Here is an 18,405-nt window from a genome sequence, read left to right as displayed (position 1 = left end):
GTGCAATCAGTGCCGAAGCTTCCTGTTGCGAGGTGGCGTATATTACGCTTTCCTCCTTCGGAGTCAACTTCTTTTTGAGAAGTTTTTTCCGGCGGTTCAGAACTTCCTGAACCTTTCAACACGCTGGCCTGTAAGCCGTTGTTCCGTGTCGATGGAGGCGCATTATAGGGAGCCGCTTCGGGAACGCAAGTGGAAATCTTAAATTATCTTCCACTTGCTTAAAGTTCACCCGCAATGCTGCATTTTAAGACTGTTTGATGCGTGCAGGCAGCTCTTTCAGGCTATTGAGCACCCAATCCGCTGCGCTTTCACCTTCTGCAGTGACCGGTTTACCGCTACGAACTAACACTTTTTTACCGACTCCGGCAGCAGCAGCGGCCTGCATGTCTTCAATTTTATCGCCAACCATATAAGAAGCCGCCATATCAATGTTCAGCTCTTGCTGCGCGGACAGCAACATGCCCGGCTGTGGCTTACGACATTCACACCGTTGACGCAGCTCTTCTACTATTGCTTCCGGGTGGTGCGGACAGAAAAAGATGCCATCCAGATCGACATCACGATCGGCCAGCGACCAGTCCATCCATTCGGTAAGCTGCATAAACTGATCTTCACTGAACATGCCGCGGGCAATACCGGACTGGTTCGTCACCAGCACCAGCGCAAAGCCCATCGCCTTCAGCTCACGCATGGCGTCGATAGCACCGTCGATAAACTCAAAGTTATCGATTTCAGAGACGTAACCGTGATCGACATTAATAGTGCCATCACGATCGAGAAAAACTGCCGGAACCTTATTAGCCACTGACTTACTCCTGATAAAGATTTGCCGTCGATTATCGCATGATTAACAGAATAAGGAGAATGGGCGTTTGGGCGACTGAGATTGATTTAGACGTCTGGATGCCTTAACATCCACATCAACACCCTTTTAGTGCGGATACACTAAACTGGACACCACGGACAACACCCACCGCGATAATAAATAAATCAATGATTAAACTTTCCCATATCACCAAAGTGTTCCAGCAGGGTACACGCACCATCACCGCGCTGACCGACGTCAGCCTTGAGGTGCCTGCCGGACAAATTTATGGCGTTATCGGCGCTTCTGGTGCCGGTAAAAGTACGCTGATTCGCTGCGTTAACCTGTTAGAACGCCCGACATCAGGCCAGGTGCTGGTTGATGGCCAGGACCTGACGCGCCTGTCCGCCGGTGAACTGACGCTGGCACGCCGCCAGATTGGCATGATCTTCCAGCACTTTAACCTGCTTAACTCGCGCACGGTGGCCGGTAACGTCGCGCTGCCGCTGGAGCTGGGCAACCTGTCCAAAGCCGATATCGCTCAGCGTGTGACTGAACTACTGGAACTGGTTGGCCTTGCGGATAAACGCGATGCCTGGCCCGCTAACCTCTCCGGCGGACAGAAACAGCGCGTGGCGATTGCCCGTGCGCTGGCCAGCAACCCGAAAGTGCTGCTGTGTGATGAAGCCACCAGCGCGCTGGACCCGGCAACCACCCGTTCGATCCTCGAGCTGCTTAAAGACATCAACCGGCGTCTGGGCATTACCATTCTGTTAATCACCCATGAGATGGACGTGGTGAAACGCATCTGCGATCGGGTGGCGGTGATCAGCAACGGCCAGCTGATCGAGCAGGACACGGTAAGCGAAGTGTTCTCTCACCCGAAAACCCCGCTGGCGCAGCAGTTTATCCAGTCAACGCTGCATCTGGACATTCCGGAAGACTATCTGCAGCGCCTGACCCCAACGGCAACCGGCGGCAAGGTGCCGCTGCTGCGCATGGAGTTCACCGGTCAGTCGGTGGATGCCCCGCTGCTGTCGGAGTCCGCGCGTCGGTTCAACGTTAATAACAACATTATCAGCGCGCAGATGGATTACGCCGGCGGCGTGAAGTTCGGCATTATGCTGGCCGAGATCCATGGAGAGCCGCAGGACACCGCAGCGGCCATCGCATTCCTGCATGAGCATCACGTAAAGGTAGAGGTATTAGGTTATGTCTGAGGCAATGATGTGGTTAATGGGCCGCGGCATTTGGGAAACCCTGATGATGACCTTTGTCTCCGGCTTCTTTGGTTTCGTACTCGGCCTGCCGGTCGGGGTGCTGCTGTACGTGACGCGTCCGGGGCAGATTATCGCCAACCCGGCGGTGTATCGCGTGCTTTCGGCAACGGTCAATATCTTCCGCTCTATTCCGTTTATCATCCTGCTGGTCTGGATGATTCCGTTTACCCGCGCCATTGTCGGTACCTCGATTGGCCTGCAGGCGGCGATCGTGCCGCTGACCGTGGGTGCCGCGCCCTTTATTGCGCGTATGGTGGAGAACGCGCTGCTGGAACTGCCGGGTGGCCTGATTGAGGCCTCACGCGCGATGGGTGCCACCCCGCTGCAGATCGTGCGCAAAGTTTTACTGCCGGAGGCGCTGCCGGGTCTGGTCAATGCCGCTACTATTACTCTGATTACTCTGGTGGGCTACTCGGCCATGGGCGGCGCGGTCGGTGCCGGCGGGCTCGGGCAGATTGGTTATCAGTACGGCTACATCGGTTACAATGCCACGGTGATGAACACGGTATTGGTTCTGCTGGTCATTTTGGTGTATTTAATTCAGCTCTGTGGCGATCGCATCGTTCGTGCGGTTACTCACAAGTAAACATAACGGTAAGTTCTCTCTATTTAAGGAAGGGATATGTCTTTTAATCTTAAAACGTTTGCCGCCGTTGGCGCGCTGATCGGCTCACTGGCACTGGTGGGTTGCGACCAGAAGGCCAAAGATCCAAACCACATTAAAGTGGGTGTGATCGTCGGTGCAGAGCAGCAGGTTGCTGAAGTGGCGCAGAAAGTGGCCAAAGATAAATACGGCCTCGACGTTGAGCTGGTGACCTTTAACGACTACGTGCTGCCAAACGAAGCGCTGAGCAAAGGTGACATCGACGTTAACGCCTTCCAGCACAAGCCTTACCTGGATCAGCAGATTAAAGACCGCGGCTATAAGCTGGTCTCCGTCGGTAACAGCTTCGTCTACCCGATCGCCGGTTATTCGAAGAAAATCAAATCGCTGGATGAACTGAAGGCCGGCGATCAGGTGGCTATCCCTAACGACCCGACTAACCTTGGCCGTTCACTGCTGCTGCTGCAGAAAGTAGGTCTGATCAAGCTGAAGGATGGCGTGGGCCTGCTGCCAACCTCGCTGGACGTGGTAGAGAACCCGAAAAACCTGAAGCTGGTTGAGCTGGAAGCCCCTCAGCTGCCGCGCTCGCTGGACGATCAGCAGATCGCCCTGGCGGTGATCAACACCACTTACGCCAGCCAGATTGGCCTGACTCCGGCAAAAGACGGCATCTTTGTTGAAGACAAAGACTCTCCGTACACCAACCTGATCGTGGCCCGCGAAGATAACAAAGACGCGGAAAACGTGAAGAAATTCGTGCAGGCCTATCAGTCTGACGAAGTGAACGACGCCGCGAACAAAGTGTTCAACGGCGGCGCAGTGAAAGGCTGGTAAGTTCAGCCGACGGGCGGCTCCGGTCGCCCGTTTCTCTTTCTCCTCTCCCCTTGCCTGACCGATTCCCTGCGACTCCTCCGCTCTCTGCTTGTTATTTCCCTGCTGGCTTGGTTCAATAACGCCACTTTTTACTGAACATAAGGATTCCCCATGCGTGCTTTGCCGCTTTGTCTGTTAGCGTTCGCGCTGACAGGGTGCTCACTGGTGCCTAAACCTTACAAACCGGTCACCCCGCTGCCGCCGTCAACGCAGGCAGAGCCGGAACGCACCAAAACGGCTCCGCGCCCTGCCCCGGTGAAGCTCTATACCGATGCTGCGGACCTGGTCAGCAAACCGTTCCGCGATCTGGGTGAAGTCTACGGGGAAGACTGCCAGAGCAGCGCCCAGGACTCGCCGCCGAACCTGGCGACCGCGCGTAAGCGGCTGCAGGTGCGTGCCTCCGGCATGAAGGCCAACGCGGTGCTGGTACACAAGTGTGAGATCGTCACCTCTGCTCCGGGTTGCTACCGCCAGGCGATTTGTCAGGGCTCAGCCCTCAACGTTGCCAAATAAACGCTCCTGCGCGGGCGACCTCTTTGCGTGGCCGGCCTCCTCTCTGGCAGGCCACTTCACCGCATTCAGCCATGACGAGTAAAGCCACTATGTCCACTTTTTCCTTCCAGCAGATCGGCACTATTCACTCCCCGTGGAAGGAGAAATTTGCCGTGCCCAGACAGCCCGGCCTGATTGCCGACGGCGGCGGCGAACTGCGTTTGCTGCCCCCCTATAATCAGCCGGATGCGGTCAGGGGGCTGGAGGCGTTCAGCCATCTGTGGCTGGTGTTTGTTTTCCACCAGACGATGGCCGGTGGCTGGCGACCGACCGTACGCCCGCCACGCCTCGGCGGCAACGCGCGCATGGGCGTGTTTGCCACCCGTTCCACCTTCCGGCCGAACCCGATCGGCATGTCGCTGGTCGAGCTGAAGGGCATCCGCTGCGAACAGCAGCAGGTGATCCTCGAACTGGGCAGCCTTGACCTGGTCGACGGCACGCCGGTGATCGACATCAAGCCCTACCTGCCGTTTGCCGAATCGGTGCCGGACGCGCGGGCCGGTTTTGCCCAGCAGGCACCCGCTGCCGATATGCCGGTCATCTTTACCCCGTCAGCACGCGAGCAGCTGCACGGGCAGCTGGCGCGCTACCCGCACCTTGAACGCTTTATCAGCCAGGTGCTGGCGCAGGATCCGCGTCCCGCTTACCGCAAGGGCGAAGAGCCCGACCGCGAATATGCCGCCTGGCTGCTGGACTTTAACGTGCGCTGGCGGGTGACCGCTGCGGGTACCGAAGTCACCGGCATCGATCCGCGTTAATTTTACCGGACATCTTTTGACTCACCGGTCACGCTGTTACACTAGCCGCCAGGATTTTGACACCCTATTTTACCCCCTGGTGAATTCAGCCAGCCTGCGGCCGGCCAAATGACCGATCGGGGGTAGTAGCTTTCCGTTTATATGGAACCTTAACTCATGCGTACTACTCAATACCTGCTCTCCACCCTTAAGGAGACCCCTGCCGACGCCGAAGTGATCAGCCACCAGCTGATGCTGCGCGCCGGGATGATCCGCAAACTGGCTTCCGGTCTCTATACCTGGCTGCCAACCGGCCTGCGCGTGCTGAAGAAAGTTGAAAACATCGTGCGCGAAGAGATGAACAACGCTGGCGCGATTGAAATCTCCATGCCGGTGGTTCAGCCTGCGGACCTGTGGCAGGAGAGCGGACGCTGGGAGCAGTACGGCCCGGAGCTGCTGCGCTTTGTCGATCGCGGCGAGCGCCCGTTTGTGCTTGGCCCGACGCATGAAGAAGTGGTCACCGATCTGATCCGTAACGAACTCAGCTCCTACAAGCAGCTGCCGCTGAACCTGTTCCAGATTCAGACCAAGTTCCGTGATGAGGTGCGCCCGCGCTTTGGCGTGATGCGTTCACGCGAATTCATCATGAAGGATGCGTATTCGTTCCATACCACCCAGGAATCTCTGCAGGAAACCTACGACGCGATGTACCGCGCCTACAGCCAGAGTTTCAGCCGCATGGGCCTCGACTTCCGCGCGGTGGATGCAGATACCGGCTCGATCGGCGGTAGCGCCTCGCATGAGTTCCAGGTGCTTGCCCAGAGCGGTGAAGATGACGTGGTGTTCTCAACCGGTTCCGACTATGCGGCCAACATTGAGAAAGCCGAAGCCGTCGCGCCGGCCGCAGGCCGCGCTGCTCCCGCGGAAGCGCTGAGCCAGTTCGCTACCCCGGACGCCAGAACCATCGCCGAACTGGTGGCCCAGTTTGGCCTGCCGGTGGAAAAAACCGTGAAAACGCTGATGGTGAAAGCCACCGCAGAGAGCGGCCATACGCTGGTTGCGCTGCTGGTACGCGGCGATCACGAGCTGAACGAAATCAAAGCTGAGAAGATTGAGATCGTTGCCGCCCCGTTAACCTTCGCCACCGAAGAAGAGATCCGTGCGCTGGTTAACGCGGGTCCGGGTTCACTCGGCCCGGTCAACCTGCCGATGCCAATCGTCGCCGACCGCACCGTTGCAGCGATGAGTGACTTCAGCGCTGGCGCCAACATCGACGGCCAGCACCTGCGCGGCATTAACTGGGAGCGTGACCTGCCGCTGCCGCAGGTTGCGGATATCCGTAACGTGGTGGAAGGCGACGCCAGCCCGGACGGTCAGGGTACCCTGCAGATTAAACGCGGTATCGAAGTGGGCCATATCTTCCAGCTCGGCACCAAATACTCGGAAGCGATGAAAGCCACAGTTCAGGGTGAAGATGGCCGCAACCAGGTGATGACCATGGGCTGCTACGGTATCGGGATCACCCGCGTAGTGGCGGCGGCCATTGAGCAGAACCACGACGAGCGCGGCATTATCTGGCCGGCGGCGCTGGCGCCGTTCCAGGTAGCGATCCTGCCGATGAACATGCACAAGTCGTTCCGCGTGAAAGACCTGGCCGAAGAGCTGTACGCTACCCTGCGGGCGAAAGGGATTGATGTGATCCTTGATGACCGTAAGGAGCGTCCGGGCGTGATGTTTGCCGATATGGAGCTGATTGGCGTGCCGCACAGCATCGTGATTGGCGAGCGCAACCTCGACAATGAAGAAGTTGAATACAAAGCGCGCCGCAGCGGCGACAAACGCATGCTGAAAACCAGCGAAATCGTTGATTTCCTGGCCGGCGAACTGGGCGTTTAAGCCCGTTCGCTACGCATCAGCCACCGCCTGAGGCGGTGGCTTTTTTTTGCCGCAAGCTAATCGCCCTTCACGCGCCCACGCAACGATTTAGTCGCTGACTGACGCGCTTTGCCTTCCAGCCGGCGTTTTTTCGACGCCAGGGTTGGCCGCGTTGCCCGCCGCGTTTTCTCCACTACCGTCAGCTCCTGAATCAGGTTCTCCAGCCGCTTCATCGCCGCCTCGCGGTTCATCTCCTGGCTGCGGTACTCCTGCGCTTTGATAATCACCACCCCGTCCGGGGTGATCAGATGGTGGCTGGCGGCCAGCAGGCGCTGCTGATAGAACTCGGGCAGGCTGGAGGCGCGGATATCAAAGCGCAGGTGGATAGCGGTTGAACTTTTATTCACGTGCTGACCACCGGCACCCTGCGCGCGGATCGCGGTAATCTCGATTTCGGCATCGGGAATGGTGACGCTACGTGACAAAATAATCATCTGAGCTTCCCGTTTTCCAGCCACTGCTCAAAGGTGATTTCCAGATGATGCGTGTCATCCGACAGCCAGATGGTGCCGTCCTGAATGGTGGCCTGCAGCGTCATGGAACGCGAAGCCAGCGTGGTCAGGGCGCTGAGCTGTTCATCGTTCAGGTAGCGTACCGTCAGGTTGTCGTGTTGCGTCAGCCTGTTCTGATGCTGCTGCCACCACGGCTGCGCCGCACGCCAGTTATAAGCATACAGCCAGACCTGCTGTGAGCGGCTACAGCCTTTTTTGATGCGACGCTCGTCCGGCAGGCCAAGGTCAATCCACACGTCAATGCCGTTGTGATCGTTAAGCTGCCAGAGTTCCGGCTCGTCTTCGGCGCTCAGGCCGCGGGTGAAGCTCAGCCGTTCGTTGGCGTGCACCAGCCAGGCCAGCAGCCGCAGCATCAGACGCTCTTCCGTTTCCGAGGGGTGACGGGCCAGCGTCAGGGTGTGATCGAGAAACACGTTGCGGTCCATATCCGCGACGTTAACCGTGGCTTTGTAAATCGTTGCTTTCAGTGCCATAAGGATCCTTATCGTCGTTGCCGGCTATTGTACCTGATGCACCCGTAAATCACCTGTCGGCTGGCTGATTTCCCATAAATGGCTGTGCTATAGTCGGAGAATAGCCAGAGAAAAAGCTGAAGGAGGTACCTGTGCAACAGTATTGTGAGTTAGTTCGCCGCAAATATGCCGAGATCGGCAGTGGCGCTCTGGGGTACGTGCCGGATCCGCTGGCGTGCGCTTTGAAAGCACTTGATGAGGTAGCGGCCAATCCTGAGCTACACTCTTCCATCAGGGAACAGGCAGCCTTTGCTGCCGCCAACTTATTGGTGAGCGACTATGTTGACGAATGAAGCCTACACCCCGATCAATTGCGATGATTACGACAACCTGGAGCTGGCCTGCCAGAATCAGTGGCTGCTGGCGCTGGAGCTGAAGGACGGTGAAAAGCTGAAGGCGAAAGCCAAAGATATGGTCTCGCGTAAAAACGTGGAATATCTCAGCGTTGAAGAGGCGGGGAGCCTGCGCGACCTGCGCCTCGATCATATCGCCAGCTTCAGCCACCCGGATCTGGGCACCATTGTGGTCAGCGAATCCGACTAACCTGTGCTGCACGGATAGCAACGGGGCGGATGATTATCCGCCCCGTCTGTTTTCAGGGCTGCAACCCGGCGTAATACGCGGCCAGGTCGGCCAGATCCTCATCACTTAATCCCGCCACAAACGCTTTCATCACTTCCGCCTGCCCGCCGCTGCGCCCGCCGGACTTATAGGCCTGTAACGCCAGCTCCAGATAGGGTGCCGGCTGTCCGGCCAGGTTCGGATAGATCGGCGCGACCGCCTTGCCCTGGGCTCCGTGGCAGGCCAGACAGCGCGCCGACTTCTCCTGCCCGCGGCTGGCGTCGCCAGCGGCCAGTGCCGGCAGGCTGGCGGCCAGCAGCAGGGTTAATATCATCTTCATCATTGCTCTCTTAAGGTTACCGGCGCCAGCGGATCTGCCAGGCCGTTGCGACGGACTGCGGCTCGGCTTCACGGGTAATAAACAGGCCCGCGGCGGCCATCAGGCAATCGCCATAAAAAATCAGCGGGATGCGTTCGCGCTGCCAGGGCGGCACCGCCAGCTCCTGCCACAGCTTTTTCAGCGGACGGCTGCCGTTGCGCCCGACGATATGAAAGCGCCCCTGCGCCTGAAAACGCACGCTGACCGCCTCACCAGGCAGCGGTGGGCGCAGGAGAAACAGCACGTCGCCCGGCGGCAGAATATTGCCCGCCGCATCTCCGGACGACAGTGAACCACAGGCATCTGCTGCGGCGAGTGCCGGCAACGTGCCACCACTACCTGACGCGGCCAGCCACGGCCTGGTTACGTCATCAACCGGCAGCAGCGCGATGTCTGTCTGCTGCGCTTCTGGCACCGGCTGGCCGTCCTGATTTAACTGGCTGCCATCCTGCGCCTCCGGCTGCGGGCCAGGCAGAAGCTCACCCAGCCCCCCCGGCAGCGGCAGCGGCTTCCAGGGTGCCGGCCACGGCAGCATCACGTCGCTCACGCTGGCGAGCAGCGGCAGCCAGTACAGCCGTTCGCGAAAGCGGCGCACTTCCGCCTTGCCGATACGCAGACGCGGCTCGGCGTCGGGACGGGCACAAACCACCTCCTGCCACAGTTTTTGCAGCCCGGCGCGCGACGGCATGCCGCCCTGGCAACGGGCAATCCAGCGCCGCATCAGCGCAGAGCGCCGCGCTTCGCTGAGCGATAGCAGCGGTACCACGTCGAGGCTGCCGTCGGCGGCCACCAGCGCCTGTAGCGACTCCGCCAGCAGCTCGTCCAGCAGTTGCTCCTGCTCGCCACATAAGGCCGCGCTGCGCGCGCTGGCGGCGGCGAAGTGCGGCCAGCGCGAGGCCAGCAGTGGCAGCACCTGCAGGCGTAAGAAGTTGCGATCGTAGCGCGGGTCCTGATTGCTCTCATCCTCAATCCAGCACAGCTGGTGCTCCGCCGCCCAGCGCTCCAGCTGACCACGACTTTGCGCCAGCAGCGGTCGCAGGTGACGATGTTCGCCCAGCCGGCCCTCCAGCGGCATCGCCGCCAGCCCGGCCGGGCCGCTGCCGCGCTTCAGCGCCAGCAGCAGCGTTTCGCTCTGATCGTCCTGATGCTGCGCGGTGAGCAGAGTTTCTCCAGGCTTAAGCCGCTGCCGCAACGCCTGATAGCGCGCCGCGCGCGCTGCCGCTTCCACCCCGCCTTCGCGGACGTCCAGCTGCACCCTGACCACCTCGAGCGCCACCTGCCACTGCGCACACTGCTGACGGCAGTGCTCTGCCCAGCCATCGGCATGCGGGCTAAGACCATGGTGGATATGCACCGCACGCAGCCGCAGTTCAGGCCGCTGCCGGCGCAGCAACACCAGCTGATGCAGCAGCACGCTGGAATCAAGGCCGCCGCTGTAGGCCAGCATCACAGCCTGTTCGGCCACCAGCAGCGGTTCAAGATGGGCAAGAGCGGACATGAGATTACCTGAACAGAGTGCGTGAATCGTCGGATGATTGCTTAACCCTCGCGGGGTGAGGGTTAAGGCGCTCTATTCTATGCCTGATACAGCTCTAACGGCAAACCGTCAGGGTCGCTGAAGAAGGTAAACAGCTTACCGGTGAGCGGATCGGTGCGCACCGGCTCACAGGACACCTGATGGGCGGTCAGGTGGGCAATGGCCGCATCCAGGTCGGTGACGCTGAAGGCCAGATGACGCAGGCCGCAGGCTTCCGGGTGAGACGGCCGCGCGGGCGGGAAAGGAAACGAGAACAGCTCAAGGGTATAGGCACCGTTCAGCGCCAGATCGCCTTTCCACGAGTCGCGCGCTTCGCGGTAAACCTCGCCCATCAGCGTGAAGCCAAGAATTTTGGTATAGAACACCTTACTGACGTGGTAATCGCTGGCGATAATCGCCACGTGGTGCACCTTCGTTAACGTTAAACCCGACATGTTAGCTCCTTACAACGGATAGTCAGCCCCCTGCCGCGCGCAGCGCCAGAGGGGCGGTATGACAGCATCTTACGCCAGCGGGCCCTGCCGCAGTACTCGCACCTGATACTCGCCCTCCTCCGTCAGGGTCGCACCGTGGATGTCGGTTTCAAAGCCCGGATACTGCTCGCCGATACTGCACAGCATTAACAGGAAATCGAGCACCGCGCGGCTCTCTTCGGTGATCGTCTCACCCGGCATCACCAGCGGCACCCCCGGCGGATAGGGCAGGATCATATTGGCCGACACCCGCCCGATCAGCTGGCCGATCGGCACCGTTTCCACGTTGCCCTTGATCTGCTGCTGGAACATCTGGTGTGGCGTAAGTCTCATTTCCGGCAGCATAGCGAAGGCCTTTAACATCAGGCGCGGCAAATCATGCTGGCGGATCAGGCCATGGATGCCCGCCGCCAGCGTCTGAATGCGCATGTTGCGGTAGAAGTCAGGGTCTTGCGCATAGAGATCCGGCAGCATGTTCTTCACCCGCAGGTTCAGGTCATAAGCACGTTTAAACTCGGTCAGGCCGCGCAGCAGGCTCATCGCTTTAGTTTTATCAATGCCGATGCTGAACAGGAACAGCAGATTATACGGGCCGGTTTTCTCCACCACGATGCCGCGCTCGTCGAGGAACTTCGCCACCAGCGCGGCCGGGATCCCCTCACCGCTCATCTCACCCAGCTCGCTCATGCCGGGGGTGAGGATCGTCACCTTGATCGGATCGAGGTACATATGATCGGCATCCGCATCGCGGAAGCCGTGCCACTCCTCCTCACCCGGCTGGATCGGCCAGCAGGCAGGCTGATCGATGCCGTCCGGCTGCCAGATATCGAAGAACCAGCCCTCTGACTCTTCACGCAGCCGCTGGACTTCGCGGCGGAAGTGCAGCGCCCGTTCCACCGAACGGTTAATCAGCCGCCGCCCCGGGTTGCCGCGCAGCATCGCGGCGGCGGTCTCAATCGACGCGACGATGGCATAGTTGGGCGAGGTGGTGGTATGCATCATATAGGCTTCATTAAAGGTCTGCTCGTCGTAATCCCCCTTAATGTGGATCAGCGAGGCCTGTGAAAATGCCGCCAGCAGCTTATGGGTCGACTGGGTTTCATAGATCACCTTACCCGGCGTGCGTTCGCCGCTCATGCCGCTGAGCCCCTGATAGATCGGATGAAAGTTGGTATAGGGCACCCAGGCCGAGTCAAAGTGGATCGAAGGCACCTCCAGCGTCTCTTTGATGTAGCGGGTGTTGTAGAGCAGCCCGTCATAGGTGGAATTAGTGATCACGGCGTGCACCGGCCAGCTGGCGCGCGGCGTTTCTGCAACCTTAAGCGCGATACTTTCTCGGGTAAATTCGCGTTTCGGAATGCCGCCGAGGATGCCCAGCGCGTTGCGGGTCGGTTTCAGCCAGATCGGCACAATATCGCTCATCATCAGCAGATGGGTCAGCGACTTATGGCAGTTCCTGTCCACCAGCACGGTGCTGCCCGCCGGGGCGGACACCATGCCGACGATCTTGTTTGAGGTCGAGGTACCGTTAGTCACCATATAGCTCTGCTCGGCGCCGAAGGTGCGGGCGATATACTCTTCCGCTTCCAGATGTGGCCCGGTGTGATCGAGCAGCGAACCGAGCTCGGTGACCGAGATCGAGATATCGGCCTTCAGCGTATTGGCACCGAAGAAGTCGTAAAACAGGCAGCCGACCGGGCTCTTCTGGAAGGCGGTGCCGGCCATATGTCCCGGCGTGCAGAAGGTGTATTTTCCCTCTTTGACGTAGTTAAACAGCGCCCGGGTCAGCGGCGGCGTAATGGTCTCCAGATACTCATCCGTATACTGACCAATGTGCTGGGCGATATCTTCGGCGGCGTTCAGCGCGTACTCAAAGAACCACAGCGTCATGCGCATCTCGTTGATGCTGACGTCCATCGTTGAATGGGTGTTGATAAAGGCGTAAAGCGGCAGGTACTCGTTCAGCTGGTTCAGTTCACTGCACAGCTCGAGGCTGTACTCATCCCAGTCGAAAATCACGCCGCAGATGCGGGGATTATGCTCAACCAGCTTAATCAGCCCGCTGGCCTCCTGCAGCCAGATGGTCTGAAAACCGCGGGCTTTTAACGCGGCGTCCAGTTCACGGATCGGTTCATCTTTATAGAATGCGTTATGCGGCCCGACGATCGCGATGATATTCAATGCTTACCTCCATGCGCCGCGGGCAAGCCCTGCCCGCGGCGATTAAAAAGGCTAAGCATAGCGGATCGTCGGTTGCTCTGCTCAGCCGTTGGGGTAGGCCTGGGCGATGCGCGTCTGGGCGGCCATCGACAGCTGTGCCGCCACGTCCTGCAGCACGTAGAGATCGCGGCGGCGCGTCCACGGCTGTGCCGATCGCCGATCATACCAGCGCGGCAGCGCGATCCCACGCGGGGCAAAGCCGTGGATCCGGCGCCCACGGCAGGTAATGATGCAGCGTTTAACGTGATCGTGATGGCCAATGATGGCAGCATTGCCCGCCAGCGTCGGATCGTTAGCAAAGTGGTTTTTCAGAATCGTCTCCACCACGCCGTCGGTGCTCAGATAGACCAGCGTGCCCTGCGCATCCCAGTACGGTTCGATAGAGATAATGGCATGGCGGGGGATATCCGCGAACTCCGGCGCCAGCAGGCAGCGGGCGATCTCCCACTGCAGGTACATCGGCAGCGCTTTTTTGCGATACACCGCCGCGCAGCAGTGCGCCAGCACCCTGTTCATCGGGCCGGGCAGCGCCAGCTTATTCGGGTCGTTCTGCGGATTGGGCCGATTGCCAAAGGCAAAGCCTATTACCAGGCTGGCTGCGGCAATCTCGTCTTTCGGTGGGGCCATCATAAAGCCGGCATCGACAATCGCGGGTGCCAGCAGTTCTGCGGTGGACCGATCCTCCAGCTCCAGCGCCAGCCGGTCCGTTGCCAGCGGCAGAAACTCCGACGGCCGTGGCGAGTGCGGCGGGACGGCACAGCCGTTCAGCGCCGCCGCCGCCGGCAGAGAGAGCAGCCCGAAGGCCAGCTTGCGTCGGTTAATATCCATGTTCACCTCGTCCTTTGCGTTATCAGAAACCGCAGACTAACCCAGTGGCCGCCGGGCCTCTATGCGATGAATGTTGAAAAAAAGGCATAAAAAAAGGGCCCCAGGGGCCCTTTCGTGTGCAAAGACGGTTAACGATTACGCGTAGCCGTAACTCATCAGGCGCTGGTAACGACGATCCAGCAGCTCGTCTTTGGTCAGCACGTCCAGTTCGGCAAGATCGGCCAGCAGCTGCGCTTTCAGCGATTCGCCAATCACCAGCGGATGGCGGTGCGCGCCACCCAGCGGTTCAGGGATCACCGTGTCAATCAGCTTAAGCTCTTTCAGACGCGGAGCGATGATGCCCATCGCTTCGGCGGCCAGCGGTGCCTTATCGGCGCTTTTCCACAGAATTGAGGCGCAGCCTTCCGGTGAAATCACCGAGTAGGTGCTGTACTGCAGCATATTCACTTTGTCGCCGACGCCGATGGCCAGTGCACCACCGGAACCGCCTTCACCGATTACCGTACAGATCACCGGCACGGTCAGGCCGGACATCTCACGCAGGTTACGGGCGATAGCTTCGGACTGGCCGCGCTCTTCCGCGCCAACGCCAGGGTAAGCGCCTGGGGTGTCGATAAAGGTGATAATCGGCATATTAAACCGCTCGGCCATCTCCATCAGACGCAGCGCTTTACGGTAACCTTCCGGCGCGGGCATACCAAAGTTACGACGGATCTTCTCTTTCGTTTCACGCCCTTTCTGATGACCAATGATCATCACCGGACGGCCGTTGAGACGCGCGGTACCGCCAACGATGGCTTTATCGTCGGCAAAAGCACGATCGCCGGCCAGTTCGTCGAAGTCGGTAAACACGTTACGGACATAGTCCAGCGTGTACGGTCGCAGCGGATGGCGCGCTAGCTGCGCGATCTGCCAGGCACCCAAATCTGAGAAGATTTTACGCGTCAGCTCAACGCTTTTATCGCGCAGACGCTGTATCTCTTCATCCAGATTAATATCCAGTTTTTCATCCTGACGGCCAACCGACTTAAGCGAATCAATTTTCGCTTCAAGCTCTGCGATTGGCTGTTCGAAATCCAGGTAATTAAGACTCATAATAATCCTGTTTTAGTCAAATTCCAGTTCCACCTGCTCCGATCCTATCAACGACCGAAGATCGTTTAACAAACGATCGCTCGGCGACACGCGCCAGGTTGCACCGAAGCGCAACTTCGCCCGCGCATCCTCTCTCTGATAGTAGAGATGTACCGGAATTGTCCCCGAACGATGGGGTTCCAGGGATTGACGGAGACGGTTCAAAAGCTGGTCATCAATTTGCCTGTCCGTCAGCGAGATAGCAAGCCCACGTGCATATTTTTCACGAGCTTCATCGATGTCCATCATATCGCGGGCCATCATTTTAAGCCCGCCGTTGAAGTCATCAAAGCTGACCTGTCCGCTGACGATCAGGATACGGTCTTTCTCCAGCATATGCTGGAACTTATCCAACGCATCTGTAAACAACATCACTTCCAGACGACCGGAGCGGTCGTCCAGGGTGCAGATGCCAATACGGTTACCGCGTTTTGTTACCATTACGCGGGCCGCCACCACCAGACCGGCCGCCGTGGTCATCTTGCCGCGATCGGTCGGGTGCATGTCTTTCAGGCGCTGTCCACCGACATAGCGCTCAATTTCTTTCAGATACTGGTTAATCGGATGCCCGGTTAAGTAAAGACCTAAAGTCTCCCTTTCGCCATCCAGCTGGATCTGCTCCGGCCACGGCGTCACGTCGGCATACGACTTCTCTACCTGCTCCGGCGCCTCGGCCAGCACGCCGAACATATCGGCCTGCCCTGTCGCCTCTGCTTTAGCGTGCTGATCGGCGGCCTTCAGCGCGTCCGGCAGCGCGCTCATCAGCGCGGCACGGTGCGGGCCAAGCCGGTCAAACGCGCCGGACATAATCAGTTTTTCCAGCACCCGCTTATTCAGCTTTTTGGTGTCGGTGCGTGCGCAGAGGTCAAACAACTCGCGGAAATAGCCGCCCTCGTTGCGTGACTCAATAATCGCTTCAATCGGGCCTTCGCCGACGCCCTTAATCGCGCCGATGCCGTAAACGATCTCACCGGCTTCGTTGACGTGGAACTGATAAAGGCCGGAGTTAATGTCCGGCGGCAGCACCTTCAGCCCCATCCGCCAGCACTCGTCCACCAGGCCAACCACTTTCTCGGTGTTATCCATATCAGCGGTCATTACTGCCGCCATAAACTCCGCCGGGTAGTGCGCCTTCAGCCACAGCGTCTGGTAGGAGACCAGCGCATAAGCGGCAGAGTGCGACTTGTTAAAGCCGTAACCGGCGAATTTTTCCACCAGGTCGAAAATTTTGATCGCCAGCTCGCCGTCAATGCCGCGCGATTTCGCACCATCCTCAAAGCCGCCGCGCTGCTTGGCCATCTCGACCGGGTTCTTTTTACCCATCGCACGGCGCAACATGTCCGCGCCGCCAAGACTGTAGCCCGCCAGCACCTGGGCAATCTGCATCACCTGTTCCTGATAGAGGATGATGCCATAGGTCGGTTCCAGAACCGGCTTCAGCGACTCATGCTGCCACTGAATATCCGGGTAGGAGATCGCCTCGCGCCCGTGCTTACGGTCAATAAAGTTGTCGACCATCCCCGACTGCAGCGGCCCCGGACGGAACAGCGCCACCAGGGCGATCATATCTTCGAAACAGTCCGGCTTCAGGCGCTTGATCAGATCCTTCATGCCGCGGGATTCCAGCTGGAATACGGCGGTGGTTTCCGAGCGCTGCAGCATATCGAAACTTTTCTGATCTTCAAGCGGGATCGTCGCAATATCGACAGGATCCAGCCCTTCTTTGGTGCGCCGGGCGTTGATCATCGCCAGCGCCCAGTCGATGATGGTCAGCGTGCGCAGGCCAAGGAAGTCGAACTTCACCAGGCCTGCGTACTCCACGTCGTTCTTATCGAACTGGGTGACCGGGAACTGGCCGTTCTCATCGCAGTATAGCGGCGCAAAATCGGTGATTTTAGTCGGCGCGATCACCACGCCACCGGCGTGTTTACCGGCGTTACGCGTCACGCCTTCCAGTTTGCGCGCCATATCGATCAGCGCCTTGACCTCTTCATCCGCCTCGTAGATTTCCGGCAGCTGCGGTTCGGCGGCAAAGGCTTTTTCCAGCGTCATGCCCGGGTCAGGCGGCACCAGCTTGGAGATGCGGTCAACGAAGCCGTACGGGTGGCCCAGCACGCGGCCAACGTCGCGGATCACCGCTTTGGCGGCCATGGTACCGAAAGTGATGATCTGCGAAACCGCTTCACGGCCGTACATTTCCGCCACGTGCTCAATCACGCTGTCGCGCTTCTCCATACAGAAGTCGATGTCGAAGTCGGGCATGGAAACACGTTCCGGGTTAAGGAAACGTTCGAACAGCAGGTCGAATTCCAGCGGATCGAGGTCGGTGATTTTCAATGCGTAGGCGACCAGCGACCCGGCACCGGAGCCGCGCCCCGGTCCGACCGGTACGTCGTTATCCTTCGACCACTGGATAAATTCCATAACGATCAGGAAGTAGCCCGGGAAGCCCATCTGGTTAATCACGTTGAGCTCAATATCCAGACGCTCGTCATACTCCGGGCGGCGGGCGGCGCGCACCTCAGGATCGGGGAACAGGAACTCAAGCCGCTCTTCCAGCCCCTCCTGCGACTTCAGCACCAGGAAATCTTCGGTGGTCATCTCACCGGTTGGAAACTGCGGCAGGAAGTACTCGCCCAGGCGGATGGTGACGTTGCAGCGGCGGGCGATCTCTACGCTGTTTTCCAGCGCTTCCGGGATGTCCGAAAACAGCTCACACATCTCCTCTTCGCTGCGCATATACTGCTGCGGGCTGTAGTTACGGGGACGTTTCGGATCGTCGAGGGTAAAACCGTCGTGAATGGCCACGCGAATTTCATGGGCGTCAAAGTCGGTTTCTTGCAGGAAACAGACCTCGTTGGTGGCCACCACCGGAATGCCCTCGGCAATCGCCAGTTCCACTGCCGCGTGCAGGTAACTCTCTTCATCCGGCCGCCCGGTGCGGATCAGCTCAAGGTAGTAGCGATCGGGAAAATGCTGCTGATAGAAGCCGAGACACTCGGCGACCATCGCGGCGTTGCCGCGCAACAGCATTTTACCGACGTCGCCACGGCGGCCGCCGGAGAGCAGGATAATCCCCTGCTGATGTTCGGCCAGCCAGTCGCGATCGATGGTCGGCCCTGCCGGGCCATAGCCGCGCTGATAGGCACGGGAGATCAGCAGCGTCAGATTCTGATAGCCATCATTATCGGCCGCCAGCACGGTGATCTGCGACAGTTCATCGCCCATTGCCACGCTGGCCACGTTAAAGTCAGCGCCGATAATCGGTTTCATCCCCTGACCGTGCGCGGTGCCGTAAAATTTCACCAGCCCGCACAGGTTGGTGAAATCGGTGATGCCGATGGCCGGCATATTCATCTTCGCCGCGTGTTTCACCAACGGGTTCGTCTTCGCCAGTCCATCGATCATGGAGTAGTCGCTGTGCACGCGTAAATGAATAAAACGGGGTTCGGCCATCGGTGAT

The 18,405-nt window shown here is 59.1% G+C and carries 18 protein-coding genes; 8 read left to right on the top strand and 10 right to left on the bottom strand.

The genetic code is table 11. The features are described from left to right. Positions 1–244 precede the first annotated feature (244 nt). Complete coding sequence (gmhB, locus tag ASF13_RS11545) at positions 245–805, bottom strand: D-glycero-beta-D-manno-heptose 1,7-bisphosphate 7-phosphatase (RefSeq protein WP_056236348.1); 561 nt, start codon at positions 803–805, stop codon at positions 245–247. Positions 806–993: 188 nt separating this feature from the next. On the opposite strand from gmhB, the gene metN reads away from it, so the two are divergent. The 6 genes from metN (at position 994) to proS (ending at position 6,747) form a co-directional block, all read left to right on the top strand. Then, a complete protein-coding gene (metN, locus tag ASF13_RS11540; protein ID WP_056236346.1) occupies positions 994–2,025 on the top strand; it encodes a methionine ABC transporter ATP-binding protein MetN in 1,032 nt (343 codons plus the stop codon). After that, complete coding sequence (locus tag ASF13_RS11535; RefSeq protein ID WP_056236344.1) at positions 2,018–2,671, top strand: methionine ABC transporter permease MetI; 654 nt, start codon at positions 2,018–2,020, stop codon at positions 2,669–2,671. Before metN ends, ASF13_RS11535 begins: the two co-directional genes overlap by 8 nt. Positions 2,672–2,707: 36 nt before the next feature. Beyond that, entirely contained in the window at positions 2,708–3,523 is an 816-nt protein-coding gene (locus tag ASF13_RS11530; protein WP_056236342.1) for a MetQ/NlpA family lipoprotein, read from the top strand. A gap of 150 nt (positions 3,524–3,673) precedes the next feature. Beyond that, positions 3,674–4,075, top strand: coding sequence for an Rcs stress response system protein RcsF (gene rcsF, locus ASF13_RS11525; RefSeq protein WP_056236340.1), 402 nt, complete (start codon positions 3,674–3,676; stop codon positions 4,073–4,075). Positions 4,076–4,164: 89 nt separating this feature from the next. Next, positions 4,165–4,872 (top strand): tRNA (N6-threonylcarbamoyladenosine(37)-N6)-methyltransferase TrmO, encoded by a 708-nt coding sequence (gene tsaA, locus ASF13_RS11520; RefSeq protein WP_056236401.1) that lies wholly within the window; start codon positions 4,165–4,167, stop codon positions 4,870–4,872. Positions 4,873–5,028: 156 nt separating this feature from the next. After that, positions 5,029–6,747, top strand: a complete 1,719-nt coding sequence (gene proS, locus ASF13_RS11515; RefSeq protein ID WP_056236338.1) for a proline--tRNA ligase — start codon at positions 5,029–5,031, stop codon at positions 6,745–6,747. 56 nt (positions 6,748–6,803) lie between these two features. Here proS and arfB read toward each other — a convergent pair whose 3' ends face one another. Together arfB and ASF13_RS11505 are read right to left on the bottom strand one after the other, a co-directional pair. Beyond that, positions 6,804–7,220 (bottom strand): alternative ribosome rescue aminoacyl-tRNA hydrolase ArfB, encoded by a 417-nt coding sequence (arfB, locus tag ASF13_RS11510; RefSeq protein ID WP_056236336.1) that lies wholly within the window; start codon positions 7,218–7,220, stop codon positions 6,804–6,806. Then, a complete protein-coding gene (locus ASF13_RS11505; RefSeq protein WP_056236335.1) occupies positions 7,217–7,771 on the bottom strand; it encodes a YaeQ family protein in 555 nt (184 codons plus the stop codon). The genes arfB and ASF13_RS11505 overlap by 4 nt, the downstream gene beginning before the upstream one ends. A gap of 131 nt (positions 7,772–7,902) precedes the next feature. Here ASF13_RS11505 and ASF13_RS11500 point away from each other — a divergent pair, with 131 nt between their 5' ends. Together ASF13_RS11500 and rof are read left to right on the top strand one after the other, a co-directional pair. Then, positions 7,903–8,103: a YaeP family protein gene (locus ASF13_RS11500; RefSeq protein WP_056236333.1), complete on the top strand. Its 201-nt coding sequence runs from the start codon at positions 7,903–7,905 to the stop codon at positions 8,101–8,103. Then, the gene (gene rof, locus ASF13_RS11495) at positions 8,090–8,353 is read left to right on the top strand and encodes a Rho-binding antiterminator (protein WP_056236331.1); all 264 of its coding nucleotides are present in this window, start codon (positions 8,090–8,092) and stop codon (positions 8,351–8,353) included. The genes ASF13_RS11500 and rof overlap by 14 nt, the downstream gene beginning before the upstream one ends. Before the next feature lie 52 nt (positions 8,354–8,405). Here rof and ASF13_RS11490 read toward each other — a convergent pair whose 3' ends face one another. The 7 genes from ASF13_RS11490 to dnaE form a co-directional block, all read right to left on the bottom strand. Continuing rightward, a complete protein-coding gene (locus ASF13_RS11490) occupies positions 8,406–8,711 on the bottom strand; it encodes a cytochrome c (protein WP_056236400.1) in 306 nt (101 codons plus the stop codon). A 16-nt stretch (positions 8,712–8,727) separates the two neighbouring features. Further along, the gene (gene tilS / locus ASF13_RS11485) at positions 8,728–10,248 is read right to left on the bottom strand and encodes a tRNA lysidine(34) synthetase TilS (RefSeq protein WP_056236329.1); all 1,521 of its coding nucleotides are present in this window, start codon (positions 10,246–10,248) and stop codon (positions 8,728–8,730) included. A gap of 77 nt (positions 10,249–10,325) precedes the next feature. Continuing rightward, positions 10,326–10,721, bottom strand: coding sequence for a VOC family protein (locus tag ASF13_RS11480; RefSeq protein WP_056236327.1), 396 nt, complete (start codon positions 10,719–10,721; stop codon positions 10,326–10,328). 69 nt (positions 10,722–10,790) lie between these two features. Continuing rightward, complete coding sequence (locus ASF13_RS11475) at positions 10,791–12,941, bottom strand: lysine decarboxylase LdcC (RefSeq protein ID WP_056236326.1); 2,151 nt, start codon at positions 12,939–12,941, stop codon at positions 10,791–10,793. Positions 12,942–13,022: 81 nt separating this feature from the next. Further along, positions 13,023–13,808, bottom strand: a complete 786-nt coding sequence (locus ASF13_RS11470) for a hypothetical protein (protein ID WP_056236324.1) — start codon at positions 13,806–13,808, stop codon at positions 13,023–13,025. A 135-nt stretch (positions 13,809–13,943) separates the two neighbouring features. After that, the gene (gene accA, locus ASF13_RS11465) at positions 13,944–14,903 is read right to left on the bottom strand and encodes an acetyl-CoA carboxylase carboxyl transferase subunit alpha (protein WP_056236322.1); all 960 of its coding nucleotides are present in this window, start codon (positions 14,901–14,903) and stop codon (positions 13,944–13,946) included. A 12-nt stretch (positions 14,904–14,915) separates the two neighbouring features. After that, the gene (gene dnaE, locus ASF13_RS11460; protein ID WP_056236320.1) at positions 14,916–18,398 is read right to left on the bottom strand and encodes a DNA polymerase III subunit alpha; all 3,483 of its coding nucleotides are present in this window, start codon (positions 18,396–18,398) and stop codon (positions 14,916–14,918) included. Between the last annotated feature and the right edge of the window lie 7 nt (positions 18,399–18,405).

The organism is Erwinia sp. Leaf53, from assembly GCF_001422605.1.
Taxonomy (GTDB): Bacteria; Pseudomonadota; Gammaproteobacteria; order Enterobacterales; family Enterobacteriaceae; genus Erwinia.
The sequence above is the reverse complement of the archived record's forward strand: the minus strand, read 5'-3'. Positions and strand labels throughout refer to the sequence as shown.

Bases quoted from the DNA above. Each gene is read 5' to 3' on its own strand.
- arfB (WP_056236336.1), bottom strand. From the start codon at position 7,220: ATGATTATTTTGTCACGTAGCGTCACCATTCCCGATGCCGAAATCGAG.
- dnaE (WP_056236320.1), bottom strand. From the start codon at position 18,398: ATGGCCGAACCCCGTTTTATTCATTTACGCGTGCACAGCGACTACTCC.
- ASF13_RS11530 (WP_056236342.1), top strand. From the start codon at position 2,708: ATGTCTTTTAATCTTAAAACGTTTGCCGCCGTTGGCGCGCTGATCGGC.
- ASF13_RS11480 (WP_056236327.1), bottom strand. From the start codon at position 10,721: ATGTCGGGTTTAACGTTAACGAAGGTGCACCACGTGGCGATTATCGCC.
- metN (WP_056236346.1), top strand. From the start codon at position 994: ATGATTAAACTTTCCCATATCACCAAAGTGTTCCAGCAGGGTACACGC.
- proS (WP_056236338.1), top strand. From the start codon at position 5,029: ATGCGTACTACTCAATACCTGCTCTCCACCCTTAAGGAGACCCCTGCC.
- ASF13_RS11505 (WP_056236335.1), bottom strand. From the start codon at position 7,771: ATGGCACTGAAAGCAACGATTTACAAAGCCACGGTTAACGTCGCGGAT.
- ASF13_RS11490 (WP_056236400.1), bottom strand. From the start codon at position 8,711: ATGAAGATGATATTAACCCTGCTGCTGGCCGCCAGCCTGCCGGCACTG.
- ASF13_RS11470 (WP_056236324.1), bottom strand. From the start codon at position 13,808: ATGGATATTAACCGACGCAAGCTGGCCTTCGGGCTGCTCTCTCTGCCG.
- rof (WP_056236331.1), top strand. From the start codon at position 8,090: ATGTTGACGAATGAAGCCTACACCCCGATCAATTGCGATGATTACGAC.
- ASF13_RS11535 (WP_056236344.1), top strand. From the start codon at position 2,018: ATGTCTGAGGCAATGATGTGGTTAATGGGCCGCGGCATTTGGGAAACC.
- accA (WP_056236322.1), bottom strand. From the start codon at position 14,903: ATGAGTCTTAATTACCTGGATTTCGAACAGCCAATCGCAGAGCTTGAA.
- tilS (WP_056236329.1), bottom strand. From the start codon at position 10,248: ATGTCCGCTCTTGCCCATCTTGAACCGCTGCTGGTGGCCGAACAGGCT.
- tsaA (WP_056236401.1), top strand. From the start codon at position 4,165: ATGTCCACTTTTTCCTTCCAGCAGATCGGCACTATTCACTCCCCGTGG.
- rcsF (WP_056236340.1), top strand. From the start codon at position 3,674: ATGCGTGCTTTGCCGCTTTGTCTGTTAGCGTTCGCGCTGACAGGGTGC.